The organism is Klebsiella grimontii, from assembly GCF_042137965.1.
GTDB classification, from domain to species: domain Bacteria; phylum Pseudomonadota; class Gammaproteobacteria; order Enterobacterales; family Enterobacteriaceae; genus Klebsiella; species Klebsiella grimontii.
The window spans coordinates 4,574,641-4,600,454 of sequence record NZ_CP169721.1 but is presented as its reverse complement, the minus strand read 5'-3'; the positions used below and the strand labels follow the sequence as shown (position 1 = coordinate 4,600,454).

Here is a 25,814-nt window from a genome sequence, read left to right as displayed (position 1 = left end):
TGTACGGAAATGCGGCACATAAAATCAAAAGCACGGGGGATTACCTTGCGTGCTGCTTCTCGCTGCGTCGGCTATCCGGTAAACTGCCTGGGTTATCCCACAAATACTGAAGGATTATCCTCATGTACCAGGATCTTATTCGTAACGAACTGAATGAAGCCGCTGAAACGCTGGCTAACTTTCTGCAGGACGAAGCCAATATTCATGCGATTCAGCGTGCTGCGGTGCTGCTGGCGGATAGCTTTAAAGCTGGCGGCAAAGTCCTTTCCTGCGGTAACGGCGGTTCGCACTGCGATGCGATGCATTTTGCGGAAGAACTGACCGGGCGCTATCGTGAAAACCGCCCAGGCTATCCGGCAATTGCGATTTCAGACGTGAGCCATCTCTCTTGCGTCAGCAATGATTTTGGCTATGAATATGTTTTCTCTCGCTACGTAGAATCAGTGGGCCGTACAGGCGATGTATTGCTGGGGATCTCCACTTCCGGTAACTCCGGTAACGTAATCAAAGCGATCGAAGCCGCCCGCGCTCAGGGGATGAAAGTGATTACTCTGACCGGGAAAGATGGCGGTAAAATGGCGGGATCGGCGGATGTCGAAATTCGCGTACCGCATTTTGGCTACGCCGACCGCATTCAGGAAATTCATATTAAAGTGATTCATATCCTGATTATGCTTATCGAAAAAGAGATGGTTAAAGCCTGATAAATCGCGGGGGTTAACCCCGCATTGCTGTATGAGGTGATCTATGTGCGAATTGCTCGGGATGAGCGCGAATGTGCCCACAGATATTTGCTTCAGTTTCACCGGGCTGGTGCAGCGCGGTGGCGGAACCGGGCCGCATAAAGACGGCTGGGGCATTACTTTTTATGAAGGTAAGGGCTGTCGCACATTTAAAGATCCGCAGCCTAGCTTTCAGTCGCCCATAGCCAAGCTGGTGCAGGAATATCCTATCAAGTCCTGCTCGGTCATCGCCCATATTCGCCAGGCCAACCGGGGTATCGTTGCGCTGGAAAATACTCACCCCTTTACCCGGGAATTGTGGGGGCGCAACTGGACCTATGCGCATAACGGTCAACTGGAAGGGTATGAGAATCTCGGGACGGGCAACCTGCACCCCATCGGGGAAACCGATAGCGAAAAGGCGTTCTGCTGGCTGCTGCACAGCATCACCGAGCGCTATCCGGAAATGCCGGGCGATATGGTGGAGGTATTCAGCTTTATCGCTACGCTTGCCGGAGAGCTGCGTGAAAAAGGCGTGTTTAACATGCTGCTTTCCGATGGGCGCTACGTGATGGCATTCTGCTCGACGAATTTATACTGGATTACGCGACGGGCGCCGTTTGGCGTAGCGACGCTGCTGGATCAGGATGTAGAAATTGATTTTCAACGCGAGACCACACCGAATGATGTGGTCTCCGTTATCGCCACCCAGCCGCTGACCGGCAATGAAACCTGGAATAAAATCATGCCAGGCGAGTGGGCGTTATTTTGCCTCGGGGACCGAGTAGTTTGACGCGAGCTGCGGCTGCACAACTTCGTGGCTGAGCGGTTTGCTCACCACGTAGCGGCCATCGGCCACGGAAACCACCGGCGGTTTATGCGTCTGCCGGAAGTAGTCGTATCCCGGTTTCAGCTGTTGCCAGAAATCCGCGAAGTAGGAATATTTGTGCCGCGCCATGTTGGCATCGGTCATGCGGAAAGGATAGATGCTCACCTGAACGTTGGGCTGGCCGAAGACTAACGCGCCGGTGACGAACTGGAAGATTTCATCAATACCGGTATCGGTCATGGCGTAACAGCCAACGGATACGCAGGCGCCGTGAATCATCAGATACTTACCTTCGTAGCCGTGCGCGCGGTCGTAAGCGTTCGGGAAGCCAATATTGATCGCTTTATAGAAACGACTATCGGGTTTTAGCTGATTGCGCGAAACGTTATAGAACCCTTCCGGGCTCTTGAAATCGCCCTGGCGCTGCTTTGGACCGAGCCCGCCGGAATAGTTACAGATCCGGTAGCTGTCGAGAAGCTGGTAAGTTTCGCCCATCTTGACGTAAAGATCGAGCATGCGCTCTTCTTTGAAGATCTCAATGTAGACCGGCGAGCCCATGAGCTGCTGCTTATACTCTTTGCTCATCGGCGTTGTCGAGCTGTTACTGCTAAGTAACCCTGCGAATGAAACGCACGGCAACAGAAGCATCGCAATAAATAATGCGATTTTGCGCATACTACTTGTTCCTTGATAAAACAAATTACCACATTGCCAGGACGGCAAGAGAGACCCGAAATCAGAGTTTTCTGGTTTTAGAGCGCTCACATTAGCACCACGGCATTTTTTCGCAAGCACGATGTGCCACGTTTACGTTTTAGTTTTCCGTTATAGCGAATCTTGAGGCAAAGCGCAGTCAGAACTTTGCGTAATAGCTCGCATTTTAGAACGACTTAATGGCGGTTTGTCTACAGGCGCCGCTCACGAAATGTTACACTTGGCCCGCTAAATGCTCAGGGTAAGAAAGGATGCTTCTCTCCCGTCTTGTGAATCACCAGGACTACAATGTTCCTTTCTTCCTCTTATTTTCCATTAATTATGCTGGCCTCGGCCTGATGCCGGGGTTTAGGTAACGGATACCTGCTAACGATATGATTAAAATCACGAAAGGGCTGAATTTGCCCATAGCTGGCATGCCATCACAGCAGATTTCTTCGAAGCCTGCGGTTAAGCGCGTTGCGCTGTTAGGTGAAGAGTACATCGGGATGCGCCCCTCGATGGCGGTGCGTGAAGGTGACCGGGTACAAAAAGGGCAGCTTCTGTTCGAAGACAAAAAAAATCCTGGCGTGCGTTTTACCGCACCGGCAAGTGGGACCATTAGCGCCATTCATCGCGGCGAGCGTCGGGTTCTGCAATCGGTCGTTATTGATGTGGATGGCGATGACGCCGTTCACTTTCCCCGCTATGAATTAGCCGATCTTGCCGGGTTGACGCGCGAGGCCGTACAGCGCCAACTGCTGGAGTCGGGGATGTGGACGGCATTTCGCACCCGTCCTTTCAGCAAAATACCCGCGCCGGGCAGCGTGCCAGCGGCCATATTTGTCACCGCCATTGATACGAATCCGCTGGCGGCAGACCCTCAGCCAATCATACTGGCCCAGCGTGAGGCCTTTGACGCTGGTTTGACGCTGTTGACGCGGCTGACCGACGGTAAAGTCCATGTCTGTCAGGCCAGCGGCGGCAAGCTTGGCGGGCATCCGGTTGGCCAGGTTACTTTCAACCAGTTTGCCGGGCCGCATCCCGCCGGGCTGGTGGGGACCCACATCCATTTTCTCGAACCGGTTAGCCTGAAAAAGCAGGTCTGGCATCTTAACTATCAGGACGTTATCGCCGTTGGCAAATTATTCCTGGAAGGGGAGCTGTCTGTCGAACGTATTATTGCCCTCGGTGGCCCGCAGGTGAAGGAGCCCCGTCTGATAAAAACGTGTTCAGGCGCCAGCCTTGATGAGCTGCTGGCAGATGAACTGCTGGATGATGAAAACCGGATTATTTCCGGTTCGGTCCTCAGCGGAACGCATGCCCGCGGGCCGCATGCTTTTCTTGGCCGCTTTCATTTACAGGTCAGCGTGGTGAAGGAAGGGCGAGAGAAAGAGCTGTTCGGCTGGGTGATGCCGGGGAAGGACAAATTCTCCATCACTCGCACCACGCTCGGCCACTTTATGAAGCGTAAGCTGTTTAATTTCTCGACGGATACCAACGGCGGCGAGCGGGCTATGGTGCCGATTGGCAACTATGAGCGAGTGATGCCGCTGGATATTCTGCCCACCATGCTGCTGCGGGATTTGCTGGCGGGGGATACCGATAGCGCACAGGCGCTGGGCTGTCTGGAACTGGATGAAGAAGACCTGGCGCTTTGCACCTACGTGTGTCCCGGCAAGTATGAATATGGCCCGGCGTTGCGCAGCGTGTTAACCCAGATTGAGCAGGAAGGATAAGTGATGGGCTTAAAGCAACTGTTTGACAAACTTGAGCCGCACTTTACGCACGGCGGCAAGCTGGAAAAATACTATCCGCTGTTTGAAGCAACGGCGACGCTGTTTTACACCCCCGGGCAGGTCACGCGCGGCGCTGCGCATGTCAGAGACGCCATCGATCTCAAGCGGATGATGATTCTGGTGTGGTTCGCCGTTTTCCCGGCAATGTTCTGGGGAATGTATAACGTTGGCCTGCAGACTATTCCGGCGCTGCATAAATTATACGGTGCTGAACAGCTGCAGCAGGTTATTGCCGGGAACTGGCACTACAGCATTGCGCAGTGGTTGGGGGTGAACTTCACCCCTGACGCCGGCTGGCTCAGTATGATGACCCTGGGGGCGGTATTTTTCCTGCCTGTCTACATCACCGTGTTTCTTGTTGGTGGGTTCTGGGAAGTCCTGTTTGCTATCGTGCGTAAGCACGAGGTTAACGAGGGCTTTTTCGTTACCTCTATTCTGTTTGCGCTGATCGTACCGCCCACTTTGCCGCTATGGCAGGCCGCGTTTGGGATCACCTTCGGTGTCGTCATGGCCAAGGAGATTTTTGGCGGAACCGGGCGAAACTTTCTCAACCCGGCGCTGGCGGGGCGCGCGTTCTTATTCTTTGCCTGGCCGGCGCAAATTTCCGGCGACCTGGTGTGGACTGCGGCGGATGGCTTCTCCGGCGCGACGCCGCTATCCCAGTGGGCCAGCGGCGGCGGTGAATCGCTGGTGAACGTCGCTACCGGTCTGCCGGTAAGCTGGATGGATGCCTTCCTCGGCAAGATTCCGGGCTCGATTGGCGAAGTCTCGACGCTGATGATTCTGATCGGCGGGGCAATCATTATCTTTGGTCGCGTGGCCTCATGGCGCATCGTCGCCGGGGTTTTCATCGGTATGGTGGCTACCGCGATGCTGTTTAATTTCATTGGCTCTGATACCAACCCGATGTTTGCCATGCCGTGGTACTGGCATCTGGTGCTCGGCGGTTTCGCCTTCGGCATGATGTTTATGGCGACGGACCCGGTGTCCGCGTCGTTTACGGATAAAGGTAAATGGAGCTATGGCCTGCTGATCGGCGTGATGTGCGTCCTGATTCGCGTGGTCAACCCGGCCTATCCGGAAGGGATGATGCTGGCGATCCTCTTCGCCAACCTCTTCGCGCCGCTGTTCGATTATCTGGTGGTGCGGGCCAATATTAAGCGGAGGAAGTCGCGTGGCTGAGAATAAAAGTAACGATAGCATCGGCAAAACGCTGCTGGTGGTGCTGGTGCTTTGTCTGGTCTGCTCAATCGTGGTCGCCGGTTCTGCGGTGGGGCTAAAATCGCGCCAGCAGGAGCAGCGCGCTCTCGATAAACAGCGCAATATCCTGGCGGTTGCCGGTCTGATGAAGCAGGGGATGAGCGCAGAGGACGTGGCTGATATTTTTAAGGCCCGTATCTCTCCGCGATTAGTCGATTTAGCCAGCGGCGAGCTGCTGGATAAAGATCCCGGCAAGTTTAATCAGGCCCAGGCTCTGAAAGATCCCCAACAAAGCCTACAGCTGGACGCCAGTCAGGACCCGGCCGGCATCAAACGCCGCAGTAATATTGCCGAAATTTATCTGGTGCGCGATGAAAAGCAGCAGATTCAGGAAATCGTCCTGCCCATTTACGGTAACGGCCTGTGGTCGGTGATGTACGCCTTTATTGCGCTGGAAACCGATGGCCGTACGCTCAAAGGGATCACCTATTACGATCACGGCGAAACGCCGGGGCTGGGCGGGGAAATCGAAAACCCCAACTGGCGCCAGCAGTTTATCGGTAAACAAGTGCTTGATGATAAAGGTATGCCTGCGCTGAGAATCGTTAAAGGCGGCGCGCGTCCGGGCGACCTGCACGCCGTGGATGGCCTGTCGGGCGCGACGCTGACTTCCAACGGTGTGCAGCATAGTTTTGATTTCTGGATGGGCGAACTGGGCTTTGGTCCATTCCTGCATAAGGTACGTGAAGGGGGGCTGAATAATGGCTGATTTAGGCGACATGAAAGAAATGAAGCGCGTGCTGGTGGGGCCGCTTATCGCTAATAACCCTATCACGCTGCAGGTCCTGGGCGTCTGCTCCGCGCTGGCGGTGACCACCAAGCTGGAGACGGCTTTTGTGATGACCATCGCGGTGACGCTGGTTACGGCTTTCTCCAGCATGTTTATCTCCATGATCCGCCACCACATTCCGAATAGCGTGCGCATCATTGTGCAGATGGCGATTATCGCTTCGCTGGTTATTGTCGTTGACCAACTGCTGCGCGCTTTTGCTTATGAAACCTCCAAACAGCTATCGGTATTCGTCGGCCTTATCATTACCAACTGTATCGTAATGGGGCGGGCGGAAGCCTATGCCATGAAGTCGCCGCCGTTGGCAAGCTTTATGGACGGTATTGGCAACGGTCTAGGATACGGCGCGATCCTGTTGCTTGTCGGCTTTCTGCGCGAGCTCATTGGCAGCGGCAAACTGTTTGGCATCACGGTGCTGGAAACGGTGCAGAACGGCGGCTGGTATCAGCCAAATGGCCTGTTTCTTCTGGCGCCGAGTGCGTTCTTCATTATCGGTTTGTTGATTTGGGCGGTGCGTAGCTGGAAGCCTGAACAGCAGGAAAAGGAGTAACCGATTATGGCTCATTACATTAGCCTGTTTGTCCGCGCCGTGTTTGTTGAAAACATGGCGCTGGCCTTCTTTCTTGGGATGTGTACCTTCCTCGCGGTATCGAAAAAAGTGTCGACCGCTTTCGGGCTCGGCGTTGCGGTAACGGTCGTGCTTGGGCTGGCGGTACCCATTAACAATCTGGTTTACAACCTGGTGCTGCGCGACGGCGCGCTGGTGGAAGGCGTTGATCTGAGCTTTCTGAACTTTATTACCTTCATTGGCGTTATTGCCGCGCTGGTTCAGATCCTCGAGATGATCCTCGATAAGTACTTCCCGACGCTCTATAACGCTCTGGGGATCTTCCTGCCGCTGATTGCCGTCAACTGTGCGATTTTTGGCGGTGTCTCCTTCATGGTGCAGCGTGACTATAACTTCAGCGAGTCGATCGTTTACGGCTTTGGTTCCGGCATCGGCTGGCTGCTGGCAATTGTGGCGATGGCGGGTATCCGTGAAAAAATGAAATACGCAAACGTGCCCGCGGGTCTGCGTGGGTTAGGGATCACCTTTATTACCACAGGTCTGATGGCGCTGGGCTTTATGTCATTCTCCGGTGTGCAGCTATAAGGGCGGAAAGTATGGAAATTATTCTTGGCGTAGTGATGTTCACGCTGATCGTCCTGGTGCTATCGGGGCTGATACTGGCCGCGCGTTCGAAGCTGGTGAATGCGGGCGACGTGGTCATTGAAATCAATAATGAGGCGGATAAACAGATTCGTACTCCGGCGGGCGACAAGCTGCTGAATACGCTCTCCAGCAACGGTATCTTCGTTTCGTCGGCCTGCGGCGGCGGGGGCTCCTGCGGCCAGTGCCGGGTGACGGTGAAAGAGGGTGGCGGTGATATCCTGCCTACCGAACTCTCTCATATCACTAAGCGTGAGGCGAGAGAGGGCTGCCGCCTGGCCTGCCAGGTCGCGGTGAAGCAGAACATGAAAATCGAGCTGCCAGAGGAGATTTTTGGCGTTAAGAAGTGGGAGTGTGAAGTTATCTCGAACGATAACAAGGCCACTTTCATCAAGGAGCTGAAGCTGCGCGTGCCTGACGGTGACGCGGTTCCGTTCCGCGCCGGCGGGTATATTCAGATCGAGTGTCCATCGCACAAAGTCGCCTATGCCGACTTTGACGTTCCGGACGAGTATCGCGGCGACTGGGATAAATTTAATCTTTTCCGCTATGTCTCTGACGTGAAAGAGCCCACGTTACGCGCCTACTCCATGGCTAACTATCCGGAAGAGAAGGGCATCATTATGCTCAACGTGCGTATTGCCACGCCGCCGCCGCAGGTGCCTGATGCGCCGCCGGGGATTATGTCCTCGTATATCTGGTCGCTGAAGCCTGGCGATAAAGTGACGATTTCCGGGCCGTTTGGGGAGTTCTTTGCCAAAGAAACGCAGGCGGAGATGGTGTTTATCGGCGGCGGGGCGGGGATGGCGCCGATGCGCTCGCATATTTTCGACCAGCTTAAGCGGCTACACAGCACACGTAAAATCAGTTTCTGGTACGGTGCGCGGTCTCTGCGAGAAATGTTCTATGATGACGAGTTTGAACAGCTGGCACGGGAAAACCCGAACTTTACCTTCCACGTGGCGCTCTCCGATCCGCAGCCGGAAGATAACTGGACCGGCCATACTGGCTTCATTCATAACGTCCTGTATGAAAACTATCTGCGCGATCACCCGGCGCCGGAAGATTGTGAGTTTTACATGTGCGGGCCGCCGGTGATGAACGCCGCGGTTATCAAAATGCTTAAAGATCTCGGCGTTGAGGATGAAAACATCATGCTGGACGATTTTGGAGGCTGATGATGCTGACGGTATTTGTCGCGACCTTCGTGATTTTCGCGCTGGTTATTCTGGGAATGTCGCTAGGGTACCTGATCAAGCGCAAAACTCTTCAGGGCAGCTGCGGCGGGATCTCATCGCTGGGTCTGGAAAAGGTCTGCGACTGTCCTGAACCTTGCGATGCGCGTAAAAAACGCATGGCTCGCGAAGCGCAGCGCAAACGGGATCGCATCATTTAAACAGCAGGCCGCTTATCGCGGCCTTTTACGATTTACCAGGTTTTCGCTTTCGCCGGCGAGTCTACCATCACGCCATCGGCTCCCAGCTCGCTTGCCTTACGAAAATCATCGGCGCTATTAATGCCGAAGAAGACAATATGGGCTTTGCCCTGAGAGCGGAAACAGTCCATGGCTTCTTTATCCCAGGTGAGGGTGGCTGGCGACACGCCTTCGCCGAGGGTGAACTTCTCCACGATTTCTACCTTGCGTTTCAGCTCCAGACCGTACCAGTAGTCATCGCCCGGCTGCGTGGTTGGCTGGCACTGGTGGCTAAGGGAAATATTAGCCAGCTTCGTTCGCGTTTCGCCCCGGCTGACGAAATGGGGAATAGATTCCGGTAGCGCCGCGATATAGCGGTCTTCGGTGGAATAAACGCGTACGCGCGAGAGGCTATGGGTTGTTTGCAATACTTCACTAAGACGCGAAGCCATCATTGCCGGGTCGGCATCAGGCGATTTAATATCGATGTAAAAGAAGGTCTGCGGCCATTGCTCCAGCACTGATTGCAGCGTTGGAATGGTGGCATTTTTTCCGCGCCAGGGGTGAGTTTCACCGCCCCATTTCCATCCCGCGTCCATGCGGGCCAGTTCGGCAGCGCTAAAGCTTGAGACCTTCCCGGTATGGTCAGTCAGGGCGGATAAATCGCTCGGGCGATATAAGACCGGAACGCCATCATGGCTTAATTGTACCGTTATCCAAATCGCCTCGGCCTTATTCTCCAGCGCCAGTTTTATCGCCGGAAGGGTGTTTTCCGGCGCATCGCCGGTGCCTCCCCGATGAGCAATGAGCTGCGGCGCAGCGCAGGCGCTGCTGGCAATAAGCAAACCAAGCGCAGTAAGTATTGATTTCATGATTACATTCACCCTGTTCATTAATATAACCATATGAAAAATAAATCATATTTGTTGCACTTTTATGTTGTAGCACGTTTTTTATGGCGAGGGTTTTTAAAAGATTAAATTTCGCCGACTTTTGCTATACTGTACGCATGTACAGTCTAAGGTTTGGCTATGCGTAAGATCATCCACGTTGATATGGACTGCTTCTTCGCGGCGGTGGAGATGCGGGACAACCCGGCACTGCGCGACATCCCTATCGCCATTGGCGGTAGCCGGGTGCAGCGCGGTGTGATCAGTACGGCCAACTATCCGGCGCGTAAATTCGGCGTGCGTAGCGCCATGCCCACCGCCACAGCGCTCAAGCTTTGTCCTCACCTGACGCTGCTTCCCGGCCGCTTTGATGCTTATAAAGAGGCGTCGAACCATATCCGGGAGATTTTTTCCCGCTATACCTCGCTAATCGAGCCTTTATCGCTGGACGAAGCCTATCTGGACGTTAGCGACAGCGTTCATTGTCAGGGGTCAGCGACGCTGATGGCGCAGGAGATCCGCGAGACCATCCATCGTGAGCTAAATTTGACCGCCTCCGCAGGCATTGCGCCAGTAAAGTTTCTCGCAAAAATCGCCTCGGACCTGAATAAACCCAACGGCCAGTTTGTGATTGCGCCGCATCAGGTCGCGGAGTTTGTCAAAACGTTGCCGCTAGCGAAGATCCCGGGCGTCGGCAAAGTTTCCGCCGCGAAGCTCGAAAGCATGGGGCTGAGGACCTGTGCAGATGTGCAGAACAGCGATCTGGCGATGTTGCTCAAGCGCTTTGGTAAATTCGGGCGGATACTATGGGAGCGCAGCCAGGGAATTGATGAACGAGAAATCAGCAGCGAGCGCCAGCGCAAATCGGTGGGCGTTGAGCGAACCCTGGTAGAGGATATCCACGAATGGGCGGAGTGTGAGTCGATTATTGAGAATCTCTATCCGGAACTGGAACGGCGCCTGGCGAAGGTTAAACCGGATTTACTGATCGCCCGGCAGGGGGTCAAGCTGAAGTTTAATGATTTCCAGCTCACGACTCAGGAGCATGTCTGGCCCCGATTGAATAAAGATGATTTGATCACCACTGCCCATAAAGCCTGGAACGAGCGGCGCGGAGGTCGGGGAGTCAGGCTGGTAGGGCTGCACGTGACGCTGCTCGATCCGCAGCTGGAGCGACAATTGGTTCTGGGGTTATAACAATGCCGAAAATAAGACCGTATGGAGAGCGTGATTTTGCCACGCTATGCGCGATTTTTTTGCGGGCGATTAAAGAGACGGCCAGCGCCGATTATTCTCCCCGGCAAATTGCCGCCTGGGCTCAGGTTGATGAAGCCCGCTGGCGGCAAAAAATAGCGGCTTCACGGGTACTGGTCGCGGTAAAAGAGGCATCGCCGGTCGGGTTTATTACCACCGTGGATGACAATATTGATTTGCTGTTTGTTTCTCCCGACTATAGCCGCCAGGGAATAGCCAGCGCATTGCTCAACGCATTGCTTATACGGCGGCCTGAACGCGTGTTAACGGTAGAAGCCAGCATTACGGCAAAGCCCTTTTTTGAACGCCACGGTTTTAGCGTAATTGAGCAACAGCAGGTTGAAGCGCGCGGTGAGCGGTTTCTTAATTACCGGATGCGGCGGGAAATCGATGCGCTAAATACTCAGAACGCACTTTGCAGGCCTTTCCTGCAATGACTCAAGGCGGCAAATGCGCGTGGCCGGTATACACAATCGGTAAGGCGGGCTTTTCGAACGGTCATCTTATAAAGAAAAGGCCCGCGCCTCGCGGTGTGGGCCTTAATTGTCTTACTTCGCCGGAATGGATTTCAGCAGCTCGGTCAGCAGCGTCCAGTACTGGCCAACGCTTTCAATGTGAACCTGCTCGTCCGGGGAGTGGGGGCCGGTAATGGTTGGCCCGATAGAAACCATGTCCAGGTCCGGATACGGTTTTTTGAACAGACCGCACTCCAGGCCCGCGTGGATAATCTGGATGTTCGGCGTCTTGTTGAACAGACGCTGATAGGTTTCACGCACCAGATGCATCACCGGCGAGCTGGCGTCCGGCTGCCAGCCAGGATAGGCGCCTTTCGCTTCGGTTTTCGCGCCGGCCAGCTTGCCCAGAGAATCCAGCATGCTGACGACATAATCTTTACCGCTGTCGATCAGCGAGCGAATCAGGCAGTGAATCTGCACGTTATCGCTGGTCATGGTCACCACGCCGACGTTCAGCGAGGTTTCCACCACGCCTTTTGCCACATCAGAGTTGCGGATGACGCCGTTCGGCGTGGCGTTAAGCAGGCGTACAAAGGTGTCACGAGATTGGGCCGTCAGCGCAGGCTGGTCGTTCGCAACCGATTCCAGCAGTACTGTCAGGTTTTTCTCTTTGGCCGCCAGCTCGTTTTTCAGGATCGCCTGGTACTCATTAGCCAGCGCTTTCAGCGTATCCACTTTGTTCGCGGCCACGGCGACAGTAGCGAACGCCTCACGGGGAATAGCGTTGCGCAGGGTGCCGCCGTTGAAATCGACCAGGCGCAGATCCAGCTCTTCAGCATGGCCCGCGAGGAAGCGTGCCAGCAGCTTGTTGGCATTGCCTAAACCAACGTGGATCTCGCCGCCGGAGTGGCCGCCCTTCAGCCCTTTCAGGGTCAGCTTAAAGCTCTGGAAACCGGCCGGAACGGCTTCACGGGTCAGCGCGAGGTCAGAGGTGAAGTCGATCCCGCCGGCGCAGCCCATGTAAATCTCACCCTCTTCTTCGGAGTCGGTGTTGATCAGGATGTCCGCCTGCAGCCAGTTAGCCTGCAGGCCAAACGCGCCGTCCATTCCGGCTTCTTCCGTCATGGTCAGCAGCACTTCCAGCGGGCCGTGAACAACGTTGTCGTCGGCCAGCACCGCCAATGCGGAGGCCATGCCGATACCGTTATCGGCGCCCAGGGTGGTGCCGCGCGCTTTAACCCACTCGCCGTCGATATACGGCTGAATAGGATCTTTAGCGAAGTCGTGAACGGTATCGTTGTTTTTCTGCGGCACCATATCGAGGTGCGCCTGCAGCACCACCGGTTTACGGTTTTCCATACCGGCAGTCGCGCTTTTACGAATCAGAATGTTGCCAACCTGGTCGCGTTCCGCGTGTAAGCCTTTTTCTTTTGCCCAGCCCATAATGTGCTCAGCGAGCTGTTCTTCGTGATAGGAGGGGTGAGGAATAGAGCAGATTTTGGCAAAAATATCCCACAGCGGCTGCGGGGATAATTGAGACAGTTCAGACACGATAAGTCTCCTTACAATCACCTGCAAAAGTCGTTTGCAGATCGAGGGGTTAGCAATCAAATACACTACAAGCCCGGGCTTGCGCGATGGGGTTGAGAATACCACTTTCCGTGTACTCTGGTAGTGTAAACCACGTAAAAAGAGTCGCGGGGGCCGCTTAACGCTGGTTTTTAGCGCGTCAGATCTCTATAATCTCGCGCAACCATTTTCCCCCTCGAACATTATTTAAGCCGTATTACACAGGCTGGGACACTTCACATGAGCGAAAAATACGTCGTCACCTGGGACATGTTGCAGATTCACGCCCGCAAACTGGCAACCCGTCTGCTGCCGGTTGAACAGTGGAAAGGCATTATTGCCGTTAGCCGTGGCGGTCTGGTACCGGGAGCATTACTGGCGCGTGAACTGGGTATTCGTCATGTTGATACCGTTTGCATCTCAAGCTATGACCACGATAATCAGCGTGAACTGACCGTGCTGAAACGTGCGGAAGGCGATGGCGAAGGCTTTATCGTGATCGACGATCTCGTTGATACCGGCGGTACCGCCGTTGCCATCCGCGAAATGTATCCTAAAGCACATTTTGTCACCATCTTCGCCAAACCGGCAGGTCGCCCGCTGGTTGATGATTATGTCGTTGATATTCCCCAAGATACCTGGATTGAACAGCCGTGGGATATGGGCGTGGTATTCGTACCGCCTATCGCAGGCCGTTAATTTCCCGCATAAATGCTAATTACCACGCCCGGTTTTGCCGGGCGTGGTTTTTTTTACCCTGACGCAGGTTACAATAGCTTGAGTGGCAACATGATGGAGGCGGCACATGTCCCAGGCTAACCTTAGCGAAACGTTGTTTAAACCCCGATTCAAACATCCGGAAACCTCTACGCTGGTGCGTCGGTTTAACACCGGAGCGCAACAACCGATCCAGTCCGCGCTTAGCGGCAATCACGTTGATCACTGGTACCGATTGATTAACCGCCTGATGTGGATCTGGCGTGGCGTGACGCCACAGGAAATCCTCGACGTGCAGGCGCGTATCGTCATGAGCGATGCGGAGCGGACCGACCCCGAGCTTTACGATACGGTCGTGGGCTATCGCGGCGGCAACTGGATCTTTGAATGGGCCAAACAGGCGATGGACTGGCAGCAAAAGGCCGGTCAGGAAGAGAATCTTCTGGTTAGCGGTCGTCACTGGCTCCATGCGGCAAACCTTTACAGCATTGCCGCCTATCCGCATATCAAGGGCGATGAGCTGGCGGAACAGGCGCAGGTGCTGGCATACCGGGCCTATGAAGAAGCCGCCCAGCGCTTGCCCGGCAAACTGCGAGAGCTGGAGTTCGCCATCCCCGGCGCCGCGCCGATCACCGGTTTCTTACATATGCCGCCGGGCGATGGGCCGTTCCCGACGGTGCTGATGTGCGGCGGGCTTGACGCGCTACAGACCGATTATTACAACCTGTACGAGAACTATTTTGCGCCCCTGGGCATCGCTATGCTGACGGTCGATATGCCTTCCATCGGTTTCTCTTCAAAATGCAAGCTGACCCAGGATACCAGCATGCTGCACCAGTATGTGCTGCAGCATCTGTCTAATGTTCCCTGGGTTGACCATACCCGGGTGGCCGCCTTTGGTTTCCGCTTCGGCGCGAACATCGCCGTCCGGCTGGGCTATCTTGAACCCCAGCGCCTGAAGGCGGTGGCCTGTCTGGGGCCGGTGGTGCACGGACTGCTGGTGGACCCGCTGCATCAGGGACGGGTGCCGGAAATGTATCTCGACGTTCTGGCGTCGCGTCTGGGTATGCATGACGCCTCCGACGAAGCGCTGCGGGTTGAGCTTAACCGCTATTCTCTGAAGGTTCAGGGTCTGCTGGGGCGTCGCTGCCCTACGCCGATGCTCTCCGGTTTCTGGAAAGACGATCCGTTCAGTCCGGAAGAGGAGTCGCGTTTAATCACTTCCTCCTCCTCCGACGGCAAGCTGCTGGAGATCCCGTTCAATCCGGTCTACCGTAATTTCGATCACGCCCTGCGGCAGATCGCCCGCTGGATTAGCCATAGATTTAGTTAATATATTGCTAAATTCTATTGATTTGGTAACGTCATAGCATCACTAAAGGAGATCGCAATGACGTTACCGAGTGGACACCTGAAGAGTAAGCTGATTAAGAAATTCACGGCGCTTGGCCCTTACATCCGTGAGGAGCAATGTGAAGACAACCGCTTCTTTTTCGATTGCCTGGCAGTTTGCGTCAACGTAAAACCAGCGCCTGAAAAACGCGAGTTCTGGGGATGGTGGATGGAGATGGAAGCGCAGGCTTCGCGCTTCACCTATAGCTATCAGTTTGGATTGTTCGATAAAGAAGGCGACTGGCGTCCGGTCGCGATTGACGATCCTGAAGTCACGGAAAAGCTCGAAAAGACGCTACGCGATTTTCACCAACGAGCCGAAGCGTTACTGGCGACCTTCAGCCTTAAGCTGGAGCCCGCCGATGATTTCAGCGAACCGGTTAAGCTGAGGGCCTAAGTTCCGGTTATTTTGCTATCCCGCGTTAAAACCCGCGTTTCTATCAGCGTGGGTTTTGTCCCCAGGCAAACCTACGCTAATCGCCGTTTAATACCCGGTATGGCTGACCGACGGCAATCATGCCGGCGGCCAGATCTTTGGTTACCACCGTGCCCGCGCCGACTTTGACATTGTCGCCTAGCGTGACCGCGCCAATCACCACGGCGTGGGCGCCAAATTCCACGTTATCGCCAATTCGCGGGCTAGCGCTTTCCCGGCCCTGACTATCGGTCACGCTGCCAATAGTGACGCCCTGGCGCAAAGTGCAATTTTGCCCGATGATCGTTCCCCGGTTAATCACAATGCAGTGCGGATGATACAGCTTCAGCCCATAGCCAATGCGCGCTCGCCACGGCAGCTCAATGCAAAATAAACACTCGTTAATCACGATATTGAGAATAACGAAGGGGATCCCGCAGATCTTCCACAGAGGATTACGGCTGCGATAGAGCGTCGCCAGACGATAGAGCAGAACCGCGATTTTCGCTTTTATGCCGCCGCAGGATTTGATCTCCTGGCCGACCTGTCTGATAGCCTCAAACATGATTATTCCTTAAGGTTAAACGAAGCCAGTGAATACCATCCGTCACCGGTTTGACCTTCGTTAGCGAGTTGAATACGCGGTTGCCCCTGATGATTGGCCAGGGCCGCCTGCAGGCGGTATTGACCGTCAGGCAGCCCGGCAGGCAGCGCTAGCGTAGCGCGGCTTTGATGAGCTCCGGGCAGCCACTGGCGAACGTCATCCGCCGTTTTGATTTGCGTAACGGTATCGCCCGCCGCATTGACTATCCGCCATTGTACAAGCCAGGGGAGATAGGCCGGGGCGACGCCGTCGTTACGCCAGGTGACATTCAGCGTAAGCGGCATGCCGCTACGTACGGGCGTATCAAATTCCAGCTGGCTCACCCGGTAGCGATAGCCGATGCGCAATAACGCATTATCAACGATATCGCGATACGCTGCCGGCACCGGTCGCGATTTCAGATTCAGGGTACTGGCGTGCTGCGCTAATGCCCAGTCGAAGCTTGCCTGGACCTCTTCGCGAGTGTAATGCTGCACGCTTTCCCATTCCGCCATATAGCCGCAAATCTCGAGGCTCACGGGGGCGTGCTGCCAGCCGTCATTAAACCCGCCCCACGCCGCCTGCGCGGCGGCCAGGCGTTGAGGATAGTCATCGCGCATATGGCTCCACTCCGGGGAAAAGTTATGCCAGTCTCCCCAGCAGTCCGCGCGCCATCCGGCGCCTTTTTGGCTGGCCCAGGCCAGCGAGTCGCCGCCGCTGATCAACATGATTTTGGGCGTTTTAGGGAAACTGCTGAAATGCATATCAACGTAGCGATTGAGCTGTTGCGGAGTGTACTTTTCCATCAACGGCGCGACGTCAGGGAAATTGGAGTTATGCCATTCACCCCACGAACCCACCATGCCGATATCGACAAACGCCAACTCCGGATTACCGTCATAACGCGCGCCGAGGGCGTTAAGCAGCTTTTGCGCATAGGCGATAAAAGTCGGATCGCTGAGATCCGGGACAAAGGTTTTGCCATTTTCGACCCATTGTCCCTGAATGCCTTTTTTGATAAGCCAGGCGGGGATTTTCGAGCCCGATTGCGGTTCATCGAGCGCCATAATACGCAATCCGACGTTCATCGCCGGCTGATGCTGAGCGGCGACGCTGAAGGCATGATCGATCGGCGCAAAATTATAGACGCCTTCTTCAGGCTCCAGATCGCTCCAGTAAAAGCGATCGTATTCAAACCCGGTGTCCGGATACTCTTGCAGAGAGGGCTTCTGGCCATAACCATCGTGGAAACTGGCCACGCCGATCCCTGGGTTCGTTAACAGACCGGTGAAGGCCGGCGGGGTGATAACCGTGCGTTCAGCCAGTACCGCCGCAGACGGAATGATTCCGGCCAGCAGGAGCGCCAAACAGAGCGCGGCGCGGCGCGGCGAAAAAGAGCTCATCGTTAATTCACTTTATCGTGGAGGTTCACAAACCATGTCCAGATACCGACGTGAAAGTTCTTAAACACATCGATTCCCAGCGCGGATTTCAGCATATAGAGCGCCAGCAGCACGGCAAGAATGGCGAACAGCACGGCAAACGTAATCGCAAGGGTGGAAAATAGACGCCCGAGCAGCGTACTTTCCCGCGGGATTTTGCGCAGATCGCGACCGCATAAAAAGACTACAAAATATCGACGATGCAGAAACGGAAAGCTATGGCGAAAGTCGATACGATGGCGCGACGCCAGGCTCGATCTCACCAGCGCCTGTTCGATACCGCGTTTTTGCTCCGGCGTTAATGAACTTTCTGTTTCCGCATCAAGCGCGGAATAAAAGCGCTCAATGACCAGGTCGGATGTTGATTTTGTCACGGTTGACTCTTGTTCGTTAATCGCTGGTAGACCTGAGCCGTTTTCGCTGCAATGTCCGGCCAGCGGTATTTGGGCATTAACTGGCTGTAATCCACGGTCTCCTCGCCGCGCCAGGACTGGAGCTTTTGCGCTAGCGCGGCGACATTGCCCGTCGGAAAATAAACCTCCGCAGGCAGGCCGATCTCCAGGTTGGCGGGGATATCGCTGACGATAACCGGTAAGGACCAGGACATGGCCTCCAGCAGGGCAATGGGCAGCCCTTCGTGGTAAGACGGAAGAACAAAAAGCCCGGCCTGTGAGAACAAGGTATGCAGCGGATCGCCGCTAATAAAACCGGTCATGATCGCTCCCGGGGTAGCGGCCGCCTGTTTCTTCAGCCGCTCGCTATACTCATCCGGATGATCGGCATCGCCAATCAGCACCAGCGGCAGCGAACAGTTCGAGGCTTTGTAGGCGGCAAGCAGATCGTGCAGCCCTTTTTCTTCGACAAAACGGGCGACGGCGACAATGTATTGCCCGGCTTTCAGCGAATACTGATTCAGCGTGGCCTGTCGCGTCTCTTCGGCGGGAAGCGGCGGTTGGCGCACGCCGTTATAGATCACGTTAGCGTTGGTACGGCCGTGTTTGGTTTTAATCAGCGTATTAATCACTTCCGAGATAACAATAACTTCATTGGCATATTTCACCGCCCATTTCTCACCAAGACGCAGCATCTCTTTCGCCATTTTGCCCCACTTCTGGCGATCGTAGTCCGGGCCGTGGTGGGTAAAAACGACGCGCTTGCCGAGCAGGCGCAGCAGAGGGACCACCAGGCCAGGGCCGACCGCATGAACGTGAACCACATTTGAGCCGTCAAACAGGGTGCTGAAGGCTGCCAGCGTTGAGTGAATAATGGCTTCGAACTTGCGGCTTTTAGGCGCCCACAGGCTTTTTAACCGCACGCCTTTATATTCGCTGCGGCGGTAGTCAACGTACGGTGAGCGGGCAATGACGCAGATATCGGCGTGATTCTGTTGATAGATTTCCGGATAGAGATTCTGGCAATGGGTCTCAACGCCGCCCTGGACATTCGGAATACCGCGGGTGCCAAGCACCGTCACTTTGAGCTTCATTTCGCTTCCCCCACAAGCTGCTGATAGAGTTCCTGCAGAACCTGCATATGCCGGGCGAGATCGTATTTCTCTTCTAAACGCTGGCGCGCGTTGATGCCCATTTCCCGCGCCTGCTGCGGATTGGCGGCCAGGCCATCCATGATGCGCGCCAGCGCGTCGGCATCCCCGGGTTCCACCAGATAGCCATCAATGCCATCGCGGATTTGCTCCGGAATGCCGCCGATATTGCCGCCGACGACGGGGCGACCGAACGCCATCGCCTCCAGTACCGACATCGAGCAGTTTTCATAATATTCGGAAGGGACGATCACCGCCCGCGCGCCGCGAATCAACGCGTTGAGCGCTTCTCCGTGGCGCATATAGCCGAGAAATTCCGGACCGCTAAAGCGGGCGCGCAGGTCGTTGCCGAGAGGGCCATCGCCGACGATTTTCAGCGGCATGGGCTGCTGCATTTTTTGCTGCGCCAGCGCCAGGGTAGCGACGCCTTTCTCACGGCTCAAGCGGCCGATATAGAGGAAATAATCGCCCGCCGTATCGCCCGGGATCGTGGCGCTGGCATCAATACCGTTGACGATCGTCTCGATCCGTGACCGGGGTAATTTACGCAGCAGCGTCTGACGCATAAATTCGCTGGGAGCGATGATGCAATCGAGCATGGCGTAATTTTGCGCGAACTTTTGCCAGTAGGCCTCAAGCGACAGCAGCAGGCTTTTAAAGGTGTCGCCCTGCTGGCAACGATGGCGGAAGGCGTTGCTCACCGAACCAGTAAGACAGTCATCGCAAACGTGGCCATCGCGCAGCATGGTGTACGATGGGCAGACGATTTTATAATCGTGCGCGGTCAGCACGGTTTTGCAGCCAAAGCGTTTGGCGACGCCGATCAGCGCCGGCGTCAGCTGATGGTAAATATTATGAAAGTGCACAATATCCGGGCGCTGCGCCAGCAGCAGCGTATTGAGCTTGCTGCAGGCCTCCGCGTTGTAGATAAAGTCGATACCCGCTTTGAGCTTGCCCGTCAGCCCGTGGTTTTGATGGTAGTCCACGTTGTGTACGAAGAAGCTTTCCCAGGGCGAGGGTTTATTTTCTGCATGCTGCATGCTGAAGTCGACAACCTGATAGCCCGCTTGCAGCATAGCGTCTCGCTCCTGGAAAAATACGGTTTCCGCTCCGCCCTTAATAAAAAAGAATTTGTTAACGAATAATATTTTCATGTTCTGTCTGGATATGTTTTGGGTTGGAGACGGTCACGGCGGGTTGTTTCATCGGATCGCGAACGGAGTTCATGAGGCCTCGCACCATACCTGCGGAAAATAACGATAAGTTGATAACGCTCTGTACGCCGTCCCGCAGCGACTTATTTTTAATCGCCTTCAGGGCGATAAACGCCAGCAGCGGAAGCAGGGCGATAATAATCAAACCGGGATTTAACGACAGCAGGCAAATAATCAATACCAGGATATACAGCGTGAATATCAGTTCGTTGCGAACAATCTTAAGCGCGGCAGGAAAATGGTTTTTCCCCCAGCAGTTGCGTAATAGCTCACCGGGCGCCCATAAAAAACCGTTCTTCCAGCGATAGGTCAACATTCTAAACGTCGGCATGGTATAGGAAGCATGGCTAAAATAGGGCGCAGCGAGGCGGTGGAGTTTATAGCCCGCGGCCTGCAAGCGGATCCCCAATTCGGCTTCTTCATAGCCGTGGAGATTAAGGTTAGTCAGATAGCCAATTTTCTCGATTGCCGAGCGGCGATAGAGTCCGCCGCCGCCAAGATGGTCGGTATCACCCTGCGGATAAATAAGATGCAGGCGCTGCTTGCGCGATTTAAATTCATAGTTAGCGGCATCATCCATCTCGACGCTGCCCGCCACGCCAGCGTATTCGGGATGTTCTTCGAGAAAGGCGACGGCGGTGTCGAGAAAACCCGGCTCCAGCTCCATATCGCCGTCCAGCAGCAGCAGATAGTCCCCTTCGCTGAATAACCAGCCCAGCTGGTGGCCCACGCCGCAGCAGCGATCTTTCGCATTATCAAGGCAGACCACCATCGCGTCTTTGGCGATGGCCAGCTCCCGGGTGTTGTCGGTGGAGAGGCTATCGGCGACGATAATTTGATGCGGGTAAGGCTGCAATTGCTTGCGGACGCTGTCGATCGTTTTTTCAATCCCCTGCGCTTCGTTGAGGGTTTTAATGCTGACGGTAATTGATGGCGTTTTATTCATATTGGGTACCGGAGTTCAGACGGACGGAACGATGAATGACAATGAGCGCCCCGAGGGCCAGCCATAATAAAAACTGTAGCATGGGAATGATCATCAGGATCTGACTGTAGGGAAGGCTGAGTAAACAGCCGATGGCAAAGACGTAAAATGCAGGCGCGGAGCTGAGCAGCTGTAAATCTTCACGCTTTAGATCGTAGCGGGAAAAGGTCTCTTTGGGCCGCATGCCGATAAGAATAGAAGCAATCATGGCGATAAATAAGATCACGCCGATAATACCGACTTCCCACAGCATCATGCTTAGCGCGGTGGAATCGAGTATCAGATGATACCAGGCGCCAATATAGCCTGGGGAGACGGTACTGCCGCTGTTGGTCGCGTTCAGACCGTAGCCAAATAGCATTCCGCCGGGGCCAAAAAGTTCGTTATGCTTAAGCCAGAAGAAAATAGTGGTAAACCGGCCAAGCTCGCCGCTTTCCATAATGTAGTTAGTATCAAAAATATAACCGAGGGAATCGATAAATACCGAGAGCGCGCTTTTGGTCGGATCCCCGCCAAAGGCCGACGAGTAGTTGGAGGCGAGAATGGTGATAGCGGCAAAAATTAACACCACCATTCCGGCGGCGATTATCATCAACGAGCGCAGGGTGACTTTGCTGATGCCGCTGACGTAAGCGGGCATGATCCACAGCAGCGCCAGTAAGAACGGCGACAGCAGAATCACGAATTTTACCTCGCCTACCACGCAGAGGAAAAAGGCCAGCACGATATGCGCCGCCATCGATTTGAATGAACAGATACCGTGCTTAAATTCGGACACCTTCAGCAGCATAATCAGCAGGCAGAACATCCCCATGGCCGCGGTATTGCCGCCGCCCATCGGGTCGCCGCCAAACGTGCCGACTACCGAATCCCACTTTTCATCCTCACCGCGCAGGGCGACGCGTTTTGGCACCACTACCAGCACCTGATAGATAGCCAGCGGGAACTGGACGTAGAACAGCCAGTAAAAAAGCTGAGTCAGGCGATGCAGCTGCGACTCGCGAAACATACCAAGCAGCATGCAAAACATCACCAGCGACAGGGCCAGTTCGTTTTTAAAACCGACGATGGCGGTGACGATGCCGGATTGTAAAACGGTGGCGCAGAGGCTAAGGATAATAAAAGTCAGATACAGCGCCAGCACCACCTTCTCGCGGGCGCTGAGCGCGAGAGGCTGCTGCCGGCTTTGCATCATCAGCAGAACCACCATTACCAGCACCATGAAAAACGGAAGCCATAGTACGGCGACAACGCCGGTGAAATACTGCACCGTGCCGCAGAAGACGATGGTCGTCAGCGCGAATGCTTCCAGATAGCGACCGGTGTTTAGCTGCATATTTTCTGCTCCTGCCGGGAGAGCTGCAGCGCCCGCTTATTCATTTTCAACAGAATGAACAGATAGCGAATGCTGGTAAGAACAGAGAAGGTCAGCAGGGCAATTTCATAGCTCTGGCCCAATTCAGGCAGCGCGATAAAAGCGACGATAATGATCAGCAACTGCTCTATCTGAATGCGTAAAAAATAGCGTTTAGAACCAAAGATAAGCTCGATAACGGTCAGCGGACTGACGGCCAGGGCGGCGAACAGATAAGGCAGCATATAGCGTGAGGTCGGGATCGAATTGAGCCACTCCTGGCTGAAGCCCAGGCGCATAACCAGCGGATAGAAAATCCAGATCCCAAGGATACAGATCAGCGCCGCGGCCAACAGCAGCAGGCGAATTTTTTTGTATTCCGCATAGTTAAAGGTGTTGTTGCGAAAATCCATCGACCATTTTGAAAAGATGGAATTGCGCACCGCGTTACCGACAATCATCACCGGCGATAAGCAGAAGCGGCTCACCACCGAGAAATAACCCGCGACCAGCGGTGAAAACCAGACGTTAATCAGCATCGTCGGCAGATTGTTGCTGGCCATCGCCAGCACTTCCGCGCTGCCGACGCGGCTGAGATGCTGCCAGTGCTGGCGCGCGAAAAGGCCGTTGGCGCGCGGAGAAAAATGCGCCGGCGTCAGGGTGCTGAAGTGAAATAAACGCAGCAGGCACAGGCTGAGCAGCAGCAAAATGCCCACCATCCAGGCAATATAGAACAGGGTGGCGTTCGGCATCGTCAGCAGGGCTATCGCCACCACCAGCGACACGGCGATGCGCTGAAAGGTGAGAAACGGATAGTTGCCGCCGCGCAGCGAGAGGTTCTCGGCGATCAAAACCAGCGCATAGCCGAAGGTCAGCAGATAGAGAAACGCGATATTGAGATGGAATATCAGTCCGGTGATGACCGCCCACGGCAGCGCCAGGAGCAGGCTTTGCAGCAGGCAAAACACCACGTTCTGCCCCAGTTCATGCTCCTCCTGGCGCGGGATCAGCAGCTGCGACGCAAAAGTGCAAACCTGCGCGCCAATCAGCACGTTGCTGTAGATCATCGCGTAGTGCCCGACTTCCGCCATGCCGTAGCGATGGGAAATCAGCCACACGGAAAATGCGCCGATCGCCTGCGAGAGGACCGAGGAGCTGGCGATGGATGAAATACTCTTAATTAAATTCATGATCGCTACTTCGGTGAGATCAGTTCACCCATGCCGCGCTCCGGCAGGCGTTTGCCTTCCTGAGTCTCCAGGTTCTCTTCTTTCACCTGGTTAAGCATGATGGCGACAGGCGTTGGCGCAGCGGCGTGCAGACGGCTTTGCGCGTCGCGGACGCGGGACGCTTGCTCGCTGGCTTTCACCACCAGCAGGGAGATATCGACGTGCGGGGCCAGCAGCAGGCCGTCCTGAGCGAGGCCGAGCGATGGCGCATTAAGAATGAGCGAATCGTAGGTCTGCCGCAGCGTGGTCAGCAGGGCCGGGAGCCGTTGCGAGGTTAACAGCAGCAGCGTCGAGTCGTTCAGTTCGCCGCGCGGCATAAAATCAAGATTGTCGGCCAGAGAAACGACCGCCTGCGGCGTGGCGCAGCGGTCTTCCAGACGCGCGCTGAACCCTGTTTTATGCTGCGGATAGCGCGCGGAGAGCCCTGCGTTGGCCAGATAATCCAGGTCGATGAGCAAGGTTTTGCCTGACTTACTGGCCGACCACGCCAACAGTTCAGCTATCAGGCTGCTGCCGGCATGGGTCTGCGCCGAGGTCACCAGTATCGTACCGCGTGACTCAGTCTGGCCGAGCAGCGCCAGGCGCAGGCTGTGGATCATATCGGCGTACAGCAGATTCTGGAACGTCAGCTGCGCGCTGTTCGCCTGAGGCAGCAGCGGAAACTCCCCGCTGGCATCAAGGCCCGTTTTGGCTTTGAGTTCGCTGATGCTGTTCACCGTTTTGTCGAGCGCGGTGCTGACAATCAGGTACATGATATACAGCGCCAGCGCCATCAGGGTCGCCATCACGATAAGCAGACCGCGCTGCGGTTTAGAGGGCTGATTTGGCGGCACGGCGGCATCGTAGATCGCTTCGTCAGGAACCGAAAAAGTTTCGGAAAGCTTCTGCTCATTCGCCCGCTGATACAGCGATTTATACAGCTCCTCGGTTTTGTTCAGCGCGGTCATCATGGTGTTGTATTTGTCGCGCTTGGCCCCCAGCGCCTGGAAATCGGCTTTCTGGTCGTCGAGCATCTTCTGGTAGTGCTGCTCATCGTCCAGCGTAATCTGATACTGCTGGCGTAAGCCGTTAAGCAGTTCGCCCAACACCTGGCCTATCTGCCCGTTGACGACCTGTAGCTGGGCCTGGGCCTGAAGATATTTCGGATGCTTAGGACCGTAGTGTTTCGCCGCTTCCGACAGGTTACGCCGGGTCTGGATTAGCGCGATGCGCAAATCCTGAATCTGCGGATGGCCGGAAATTTCCGGCAGCGAGATGATCGCTTCCGGCGGTTTCCCCTGCTGACGGCGCACTTTATCCCATACCGTTTGCGCTTTCAGACGGCGCTGGGTGGCGTCGGCAAGATGGTTAATCACGATGCCCAGCCGCTCGGTCTCGTAGCCATCCATGCTGCGGAAGGTCAGCAGGCCGTTCTGTTTAAGAAAATCATCGATATCGGCTTTCTGGCGATCGAGCTTAGCGCGCAGATCGTCCATCATTTTTTCGTTCCAGCCCTGCGCCTGAAGCAAGGTTTTTTGCTTCTGCGCCAGGCTGTAATCGATAAACGCCTGCGCCACGCCGTTGGCGATATCGGCGGCTTTTTGCGGCGATTTCGCTTCCATGGAAACCGAAACCAGCTGCGTGGTGCGCACGCCGGAGATGGTCAGGTTTTTTTGCAGTGCGCGAACCGCGTTATTGACGCGCGTGGCCAGATCAAGATTATCCCCGCCGTTAAACTCGGGGTCTTGTTCCAACTTCATCGCCTTCACTGCAGCCTCAAGCACCACGCGTGAGCCCATCAGCGCATATTTGGTTTCATAGTAATCGCTGCGGGTGGAATCGTAGTTTTCCAGCCGCGGCAGGGGAGTGACGTCCTGCGGCTGCGCTTTAAACAGCACCGTCGCGGTTGCGGTATAGCTGGATGACATAAAGCGCGTCAGGATCCATGACGCCGCTGCCGCCACCACGACCACCACCAGGCACCAGATGAGCTTGTGCTTAATTTTGTTGAAATAAGGCGTGAAGTCGATAAAGCCTTCTTTCTTCTTTCCATTTTCAACCAATGAAATTGCCATA

Annotated in this window: 26 protein-coding genes; 14 read left to right on the top strand and 12 right to left on the bottom strand. The window is 55.1% G+C overall.

Translation table 11 applies throughout. From position 1 onward, the window contains the following. Positions 1-122: 122 nt before the first annotated feature. Together lpcA and ACE3MN_RS21595 are read left to right on the top strand one after the other, a co-directional pair. The gene (gene lpcA / locus ACE3MN_RS21600; protein WP_004133848.1) at positions 123-704 is read left to right on the top strand and encodes a D-sedoheptulose 7-phosphate isomerase; all 582 of its coding nucleotides are present in this window, start codon (positions 123-125) and stop codon (positions 702-704) included. A 43-nt stretch (positions 705-747) separates the two neighbouring features. Further along, positions 748-1,515: a class II glutamine amidotransferase gene (locus ACE3MN_RS21595; RefSeq protein WP_004133846.1), complete on the top strand. Its 768-nt coding sequence runs from the start codon at positions 748-750 to the stop codon at positions 1,513-1,515. Here ACE3MN_RS21595 and dpaA read toward each other — a convergent pair. After that, the gene (gene dpaA, locus ACE3MN_RS21590) at positions 1,486-2,226 is read right to left on the bottom strand and encodes a peptidoglycan meso-diaminopimelic acid protein amidase (RefSeq protein ID WP_004129169.1); all 741 of its coding nucleotides are present in this window, start codon (positions 2,224-2,226) and stop codon (positions 1,486-1,488) included. The genes ACE3MN_RS21595 and dpaA overlap by 30 nt on opposite strands. A gap of 413 nt (positions 2,227-2,639) precedes the next feature. On the opposite strand from dpaA, the gene ACE3MN_RS21585 reads away from it, so the two are divergent. From ACE3MN_RS21585 to nqrM, 7 genes are read left to right on the top strand one after another with little or no spacing between them, the layout of a single operon-like run. Beyond that, entirely contained in the window at positions 2,640-3,983 is a 1,344-nt protein-coding gene (locus tag ACE3MN_RS21585) for a Na(+)-translocating NADH-quinone reductase subunit A (protein ID WP_098067483.1), read from the top strand. Positions 3,984-3,986: 3 nt separating this feature from the next. Further along, the gene (locus ACE3MN_RS21580; RefSeq protein WP_049131106.1) at positions 3,987-5,225 is read left to right on the top strand and encodes an NADH:ubiquinone reductase (Na(+)-transporting) subunit B; all 1,239 of its coding nucleotides are present in this window, start codon (positions 3,987-3,989) and stop codon (positions 5,223-5,225) included. Then, complete coding sequence (locus tag ACE3MN_RS21575) at positions 5,218-6,012, top strand: Na(+)-translocating NADH-quinone reductase subunit C (protein ID WP_004133842.1); 795 nt, start codon at positions 5,218-5,220, stop codon at positions 6,010-6,012. Before ACE3MN_RS21580 ends, ACE3MN_RS21575 begins: the two co-directional genes overlap by 8 nt. Further along, complete coding sequence (locus ACE3MN_RS21570; RefSeq protein WP_004133840.1) at positions 6,005-6,643, top strand: NADH:ubiquinone reductase (Na(+)-transporting) subunit D; 639 nt, start codon at positions 6,005-6,007, stop codon at positions 6,641-6,643. The genes ACE3MN_RS21575 and ACE3MN_RS21570 overlap by 8 nt, the downstream gene beginning before the upstream one ends. Before the next feature lie 6 nt (positions 6,644-6,649). Beyond that, complete coding sequence (gene nqrE, locus ACE3MN_RS21565) at positions 6,650-7,246, top strand: NADH:ubiquinone reductase (Na(+)-transporting) subunit E (RefSeq protein ID WP_024359136.1); 597 nt, start codon at positions 6,650-6,652, stop codon at positions 7,244-7,246. 11 nt (positions 7,247-7,257) lie between these two features. Further along, positions 7,258-8,481 (top strand): NADH:ubiquinone reductase (Na(+)-transporting) subunit F, encoded by a 1,224-nt coding sequence (gene nqrF / locus ACE3MN_RS21560; protein WP_049086425.1) that lies wholly within the window; start codon positions 7,258-7,260, stop codon positions 8,479-8,481. A gap of 2 nt (positions 8,482-8,483) precedes the next feature. Next, positions 8,484-8,699 (top strand): (Na+)-NQR maturation NqrM, encoded by a 216-nt coding sequence (gene nqrM, locus ACE3MN_RS21555; RefSeq protein ID WP_004133833.1) that lies wholly within the window; start codon positions 8,484-8,486, stop codon positions 8,697-8,699. A 32-nt stretch (positions 8,700-8,731) separates the two neighbouring features. Here the strand turns inward: nqrM and ACE3MN_RS21550 are convergent, their stop codons facing one another. After that, complete coding sequence (locus tag ACE3MN_RS21550; protein WP_064342200.1) at positions 8,732-9,589, bottom strand: glycerophosphodiester phosphodiesterase family protein; 858 nt, start codon at positions 9,587-9,589, stop codon at positions 8,732-8,734. Between the two features lie 159 nt (positions 9,590-9,748). Here ACE3MN_RS21550 and dinB point away from each other — a divergent pair, with 159 nt between their 5' ends. Then, positions 9,749-10,804, top strand: a complete 1,056-nt coding sequence (dinB, locus tag ACE3MN_RS21545) for a DNA polymerase IV (RefSeq protein ID WP_049086427.1) — start codon at positions 9,749-9,751, stop codon at positions 10,802-10,804. 2 nt (positions 10,805-10,806) lie between these two features. After that, on the top strand, positions 10,807-11,298 hold the full coding sequence (locus ACE3MN_RS21540) for a GNAT family N-acetyltransferase (protein WP_375364167.1): 492 nt from the start codon (positions 10,807-10,809) through the stop codon (positions 11,296-11,298). Positions 11,299-11,409: 111 nt separating this feature from the next. Here the strand turns inward: ACE3MN_RS21540 and pepD are convergent, their stop codons facing one another. Beyond that, entirely contained in the window at positions 11,410-12,867 is a 1,458-nt protein-coding gene (gene pepD, locus ACE3MN_RS21535) for a cytosol nonspecific dipeptidase (protein ID WP_024359131.1), read from the bottom strand. A gap of 258 nt (positions 12,868-13,125) precedes the next feature. Here pepD and gpt point away from each other — a divergent pair, with 258 nt between their 5' ends. From gpt to crl, 3 genes are all read left to right on the top strand, one after another. Beyond that, positions 13,126-13,584, top strand: coding sequence for a xanthine phosphoribosyltransferase (gpt, locus tag ACE3MN_RS21530; protein WP_004129200.1), 459 nt, complete (start codon positions 13,126-13,128; stop codon positions 13,582-13,584). A gap of 106 nt (positions 13,585-13,690) precedes the next feature. Further along, positions 13,691-14,935, top strand: a complete 1,245-nt coding sequence (gene frsA, locus ACE3MN_RS21525) for an esterase FrsA (RefSeq protein ID WP_024359130.1) — start codon at positions 13,691-13,693, stop codon at positions 14,933-14,935. Positions 14,936-14,992: 57 nt separating this feature from the next. Next, on the top strand, positions 14,993-15,391 hold the full coding sequence (gene crl, locus ACE3MN_RS21520) for a sigma factor-binding protein Crl (RefSeq protein ID WP_004133815.1): 399 nt from the start codon (positions 14,993-14,995) through the stop codon (positions 15,389-15,391). A 76-nt stretch (positions 15,392-15,467) separates the two neighbouring features. On the opposite strand, the gene ACE3MN_RS21515 is transcribed toward crl, so the two are convergent. The 9 genes from ACE3MN_RS21515 to ACE3MN_RS21475 are packed head-to-tail and all read right to left on the bottom strand — an operon-like array spanning position 15,468 to position 25,813. Continuing rightward, positions 15,468-15,974, bottom strand: a complete 507-nt coding sequence (locus tag ACE3MN_RS21515; protein ID WP_004133814.1) for a serine acetyltransferase — start codon at positions 15,972-15,974, stop codon at positions 15,468-15,470. A gap of 2 nt (positions 15,975-15,976) precedes the next feature. After that, a complete protein-coding gene (locus tag ACE3MN_RS21510) occupies positions 15,977-17,395 on the bottom strand; it encodes a DUF4832 domain-containing protein (protein WP_102650398.1) in 1,419 nt (472 codons plus the stop codon). A 2-nt stretch (positions 17,396-17,397) separates the two neighbouring features. Further along, entirely contained in the window at positions 17,398-17,808 is a 411-nt protein-coding gene (locus ACE3MN_RS21505; protein ID WP_004133811.1) for a hypothetical protein, read from the bottom strand. Beyond that, complete coding sequence (locus tag ACE3MN_RS21500) at positions 17,805-18,920, bottom strand: glycosyltransferase family 4 protein (RefSeq protein WP_004133810.1); 1,116 nt, start codon at positions 18,918-18,920, stop codon at positions 17,805-17,807. Before ACE3MN_RS21500 ends, ACE3MN_RS21505 begins: the two co-directional genes overlap by 4 nt. Next, entirely contained in the window at positions 18,917-20,131 is a 1,215-nt protein-coding gene (locus ACE3MN_RS21495) for a glycosyltransferase family 4 protein (protein WP_004133809.1), read from the bottom strand. The genes ACE3MN_RS21500 and ACE3MN_RS21495 overlap by 4 nt, the downstream gene beginning before the upstream one ends. Then, entirely contained in the window at positions 20,112-21,137 is a 1,026-nt protein-coding gene (locus ACE3MN_RS21490; RefSeq protein WP_004133808.1) for a glycosyltransferase family 2 protein, read from the bottom strand. Before ACE3MN_RS21490 ends, ACE3MN_RS21495 begins: the two co-directional genes overlap by 20 nt. After that, complete coding sequence (locus tag ACE3MN_RS21485) at positions 21,130-22,512, bottom strand: hypothetical protein (protein WP_004133807.1); 1,383 nt, start codon at positions 22,510-22,512, stop codon at positions 21,130-21,132. The genes ACE3MN_RS21490 and ACE3MN_RS21485 overlap by 8 nt, the downstream gene beginning before the upstream one ends. Further along, entirely contained in the window at positions 22,503-23,720 is a 1,218-nt protein-coding gene (locus ACE3MN_RS21480) for a capsular biosynthesis protein (RefSeq protein WP_024359126.1), read from the bottom strand. The genes ACE3MN_RS21485 and ACE3MN_RS21480 overlap by 10 nt, the downstream gene beginning before the upstream one ends. 5 nt (positions 23,721-23,725) lie before the next feature. Beyond that, positions 23,726-25,813: an exopolysaccharide transport family protein gene (locus tag ACE3MN_RS21475; RefSeq protein ID WP_102650399.1), complete on the bottom strand. Its 2,088-nt coding sequence runs from the start codon at positions 25,811-25,813 to the stop codon at positions 23,726-23,728. Position 25,814 lies beyond the last annotated feature (1 nt).

Bases quoted from the DNA above. Each gene is read 5' to 3' on its own strand.
- ACE3MN_RS21510 (WP_102650398.1), bottom strand. From the start codon at position 17,395: ATGAGCTCTTTTTCGCCGCGCCGCGCCGCGCTCTGTTTGGCGCTCCTG.
- ACE3MN_RS21550 (WP_064342200.1), bottom strand. From the start codon at position 9,589: ATGAAATCAATACTTACTGCGCTTGGTTTGCTTATTGCCAGCAGCGCC.
- nqrF (WP_049086425.1), top strand. From the start codon at position 7,258: ATGGAAATTATTCTTGGCGTAGTGATGTTCACGCTGATCGTCCTGGTG.
- ACE3MN_RS21585 (WP_098067483.1), top strand. From the start codon at position 2,640: ATGATTAAAATCACGAAAGGGCTGAATTTGCCCATAGCTGGCATGCCA.
- nqrE (WP_024359136.1), top strand. From the start codon at position 6,650: ATGGCTCATTACATTAGCCTGTTTGTCCGCGCCGTGTTTGTTGAAAAC.
- nqrM (WP_004133833.1), top strand. From the start codon at position 8,484: ATGCTGACGGTATTTGTCGCGACCTTCGTGATTTTCGCGCTGGTTATT.
- dinB (WP_049086427.1), top strand. From the start codon at position 9,749: ATGCGTAAGATCATCCACGTTGATATGGACTGCTTCTTCGCGGCGGTG.
- ACE3MN_RS21495 (WP_004133809.1), bottom strand. From the start codon at position 20,131: ATGAAAATATTATTCGTTAACAAATTCTTTTTTATTAAGGGCGGAGCG.
- frsA (WP_024359130.1), top strand. From the start codon at position 13,691: ATGTCCCAGGCTAACCTTAGCGAAACGTTGTTTAAACCCCGATTCAAA.
- ACE3MN_RS21500 (WP_004133810.1), bottom strand. From the start codon at position 18,920: ATGAAGCTCAAAGTGACGGTGCTTGGCACCCGCGGTATTCCGAATGTC.
- ACE3MN_RS21515 (WP_004133814.1), bottom strand. From the start codon at position 15,974: ATGTTTGAGGCTATCAGACAGGTCGGCCAGGAGATCAAATCCTGCGGC.
- ACE3MN_RS21580 (WP_049131106.1), top strand. From the start codon at position 3,987: ATGGGCTTAAAGCAACTGTTTGACAAACTTGAGCCGCACTTTACGCAC.
- ACE3MN_RS21595 (WP_004133846.1), top strand. From the start codon at position 748: ATGTGCGAATTGCTCGGGATGAGCGCGAATGTGCCCACAGATATTTGC.
- dpaA (WP_004129169.1), bottom strand. From the start codon at position 2,226: ATGCGCAAAATCGCATTATTTATTGCGATGCTTCTGTTGCCGTGCGTT.
- ACE3MN_RS21570 (WP_004133840.1), top strand. From the start codon at position 6,005: ATGGCTGATTTAGGCGACATGAAAGAAATGAAGCGCGTGCTGGTGGGG.
- ACE3MN_RS21475 (WP_102650399.1), bottom strand. From the start codon at position 25,813: ATGGCAATTTCATTGGTTGAAAATGGAAAGAAGAAAGAAGGCTTTATC.
- crl (WP_004133815.1), top strand. From the start codon at position 14,993: ATGACGTTACCGAGTGGACACCTGAAGAGTAAGCTGATTAAGAAATTC.
- ACE3MN_RS21540 (WP_375364167.1), top strand. From the start codon at position 10,807: ATGCCGAAAATAAGACCGTATGGAGAGCGTGATTTTGCCACGCTATGC.
- ACE3MN_RS21490 (WP_004133808.1), bottom strand. From the start codon at position 21,137: ATGAATAAAACGCCATCAATTACCGTCAGCATTAAAACCCTCAACGAA.
- ACE3MN_RS21485 (WP_004133807.1), bottom strand. From the start codon at position 22,512: ATGCAGCTAAACACCGGTCGCTATCTGGAAGCATTCGCGCTGACGACC.
- gpt (WP_004129200.1), top strand. From the start codon at position 13,126: ATGAGCGAAAAATACGTCGTCACCTGGGACATGTTGCAGATTCACGCC.
- lpcA (WP_004133848.1), top strand. From the start codon at position 123: ATGTACCAGGATCTTATTCGTAACGAACTGAATGAAGCCGCTGAAACG.
- ACE3MN_RS21480 (WP_024359126.1), bottom strand. From the start codon at position 23,720: ATGAATTTAATTAAGAGTATTTCATCCATCGCCAGCTCCTCGGTCCTC.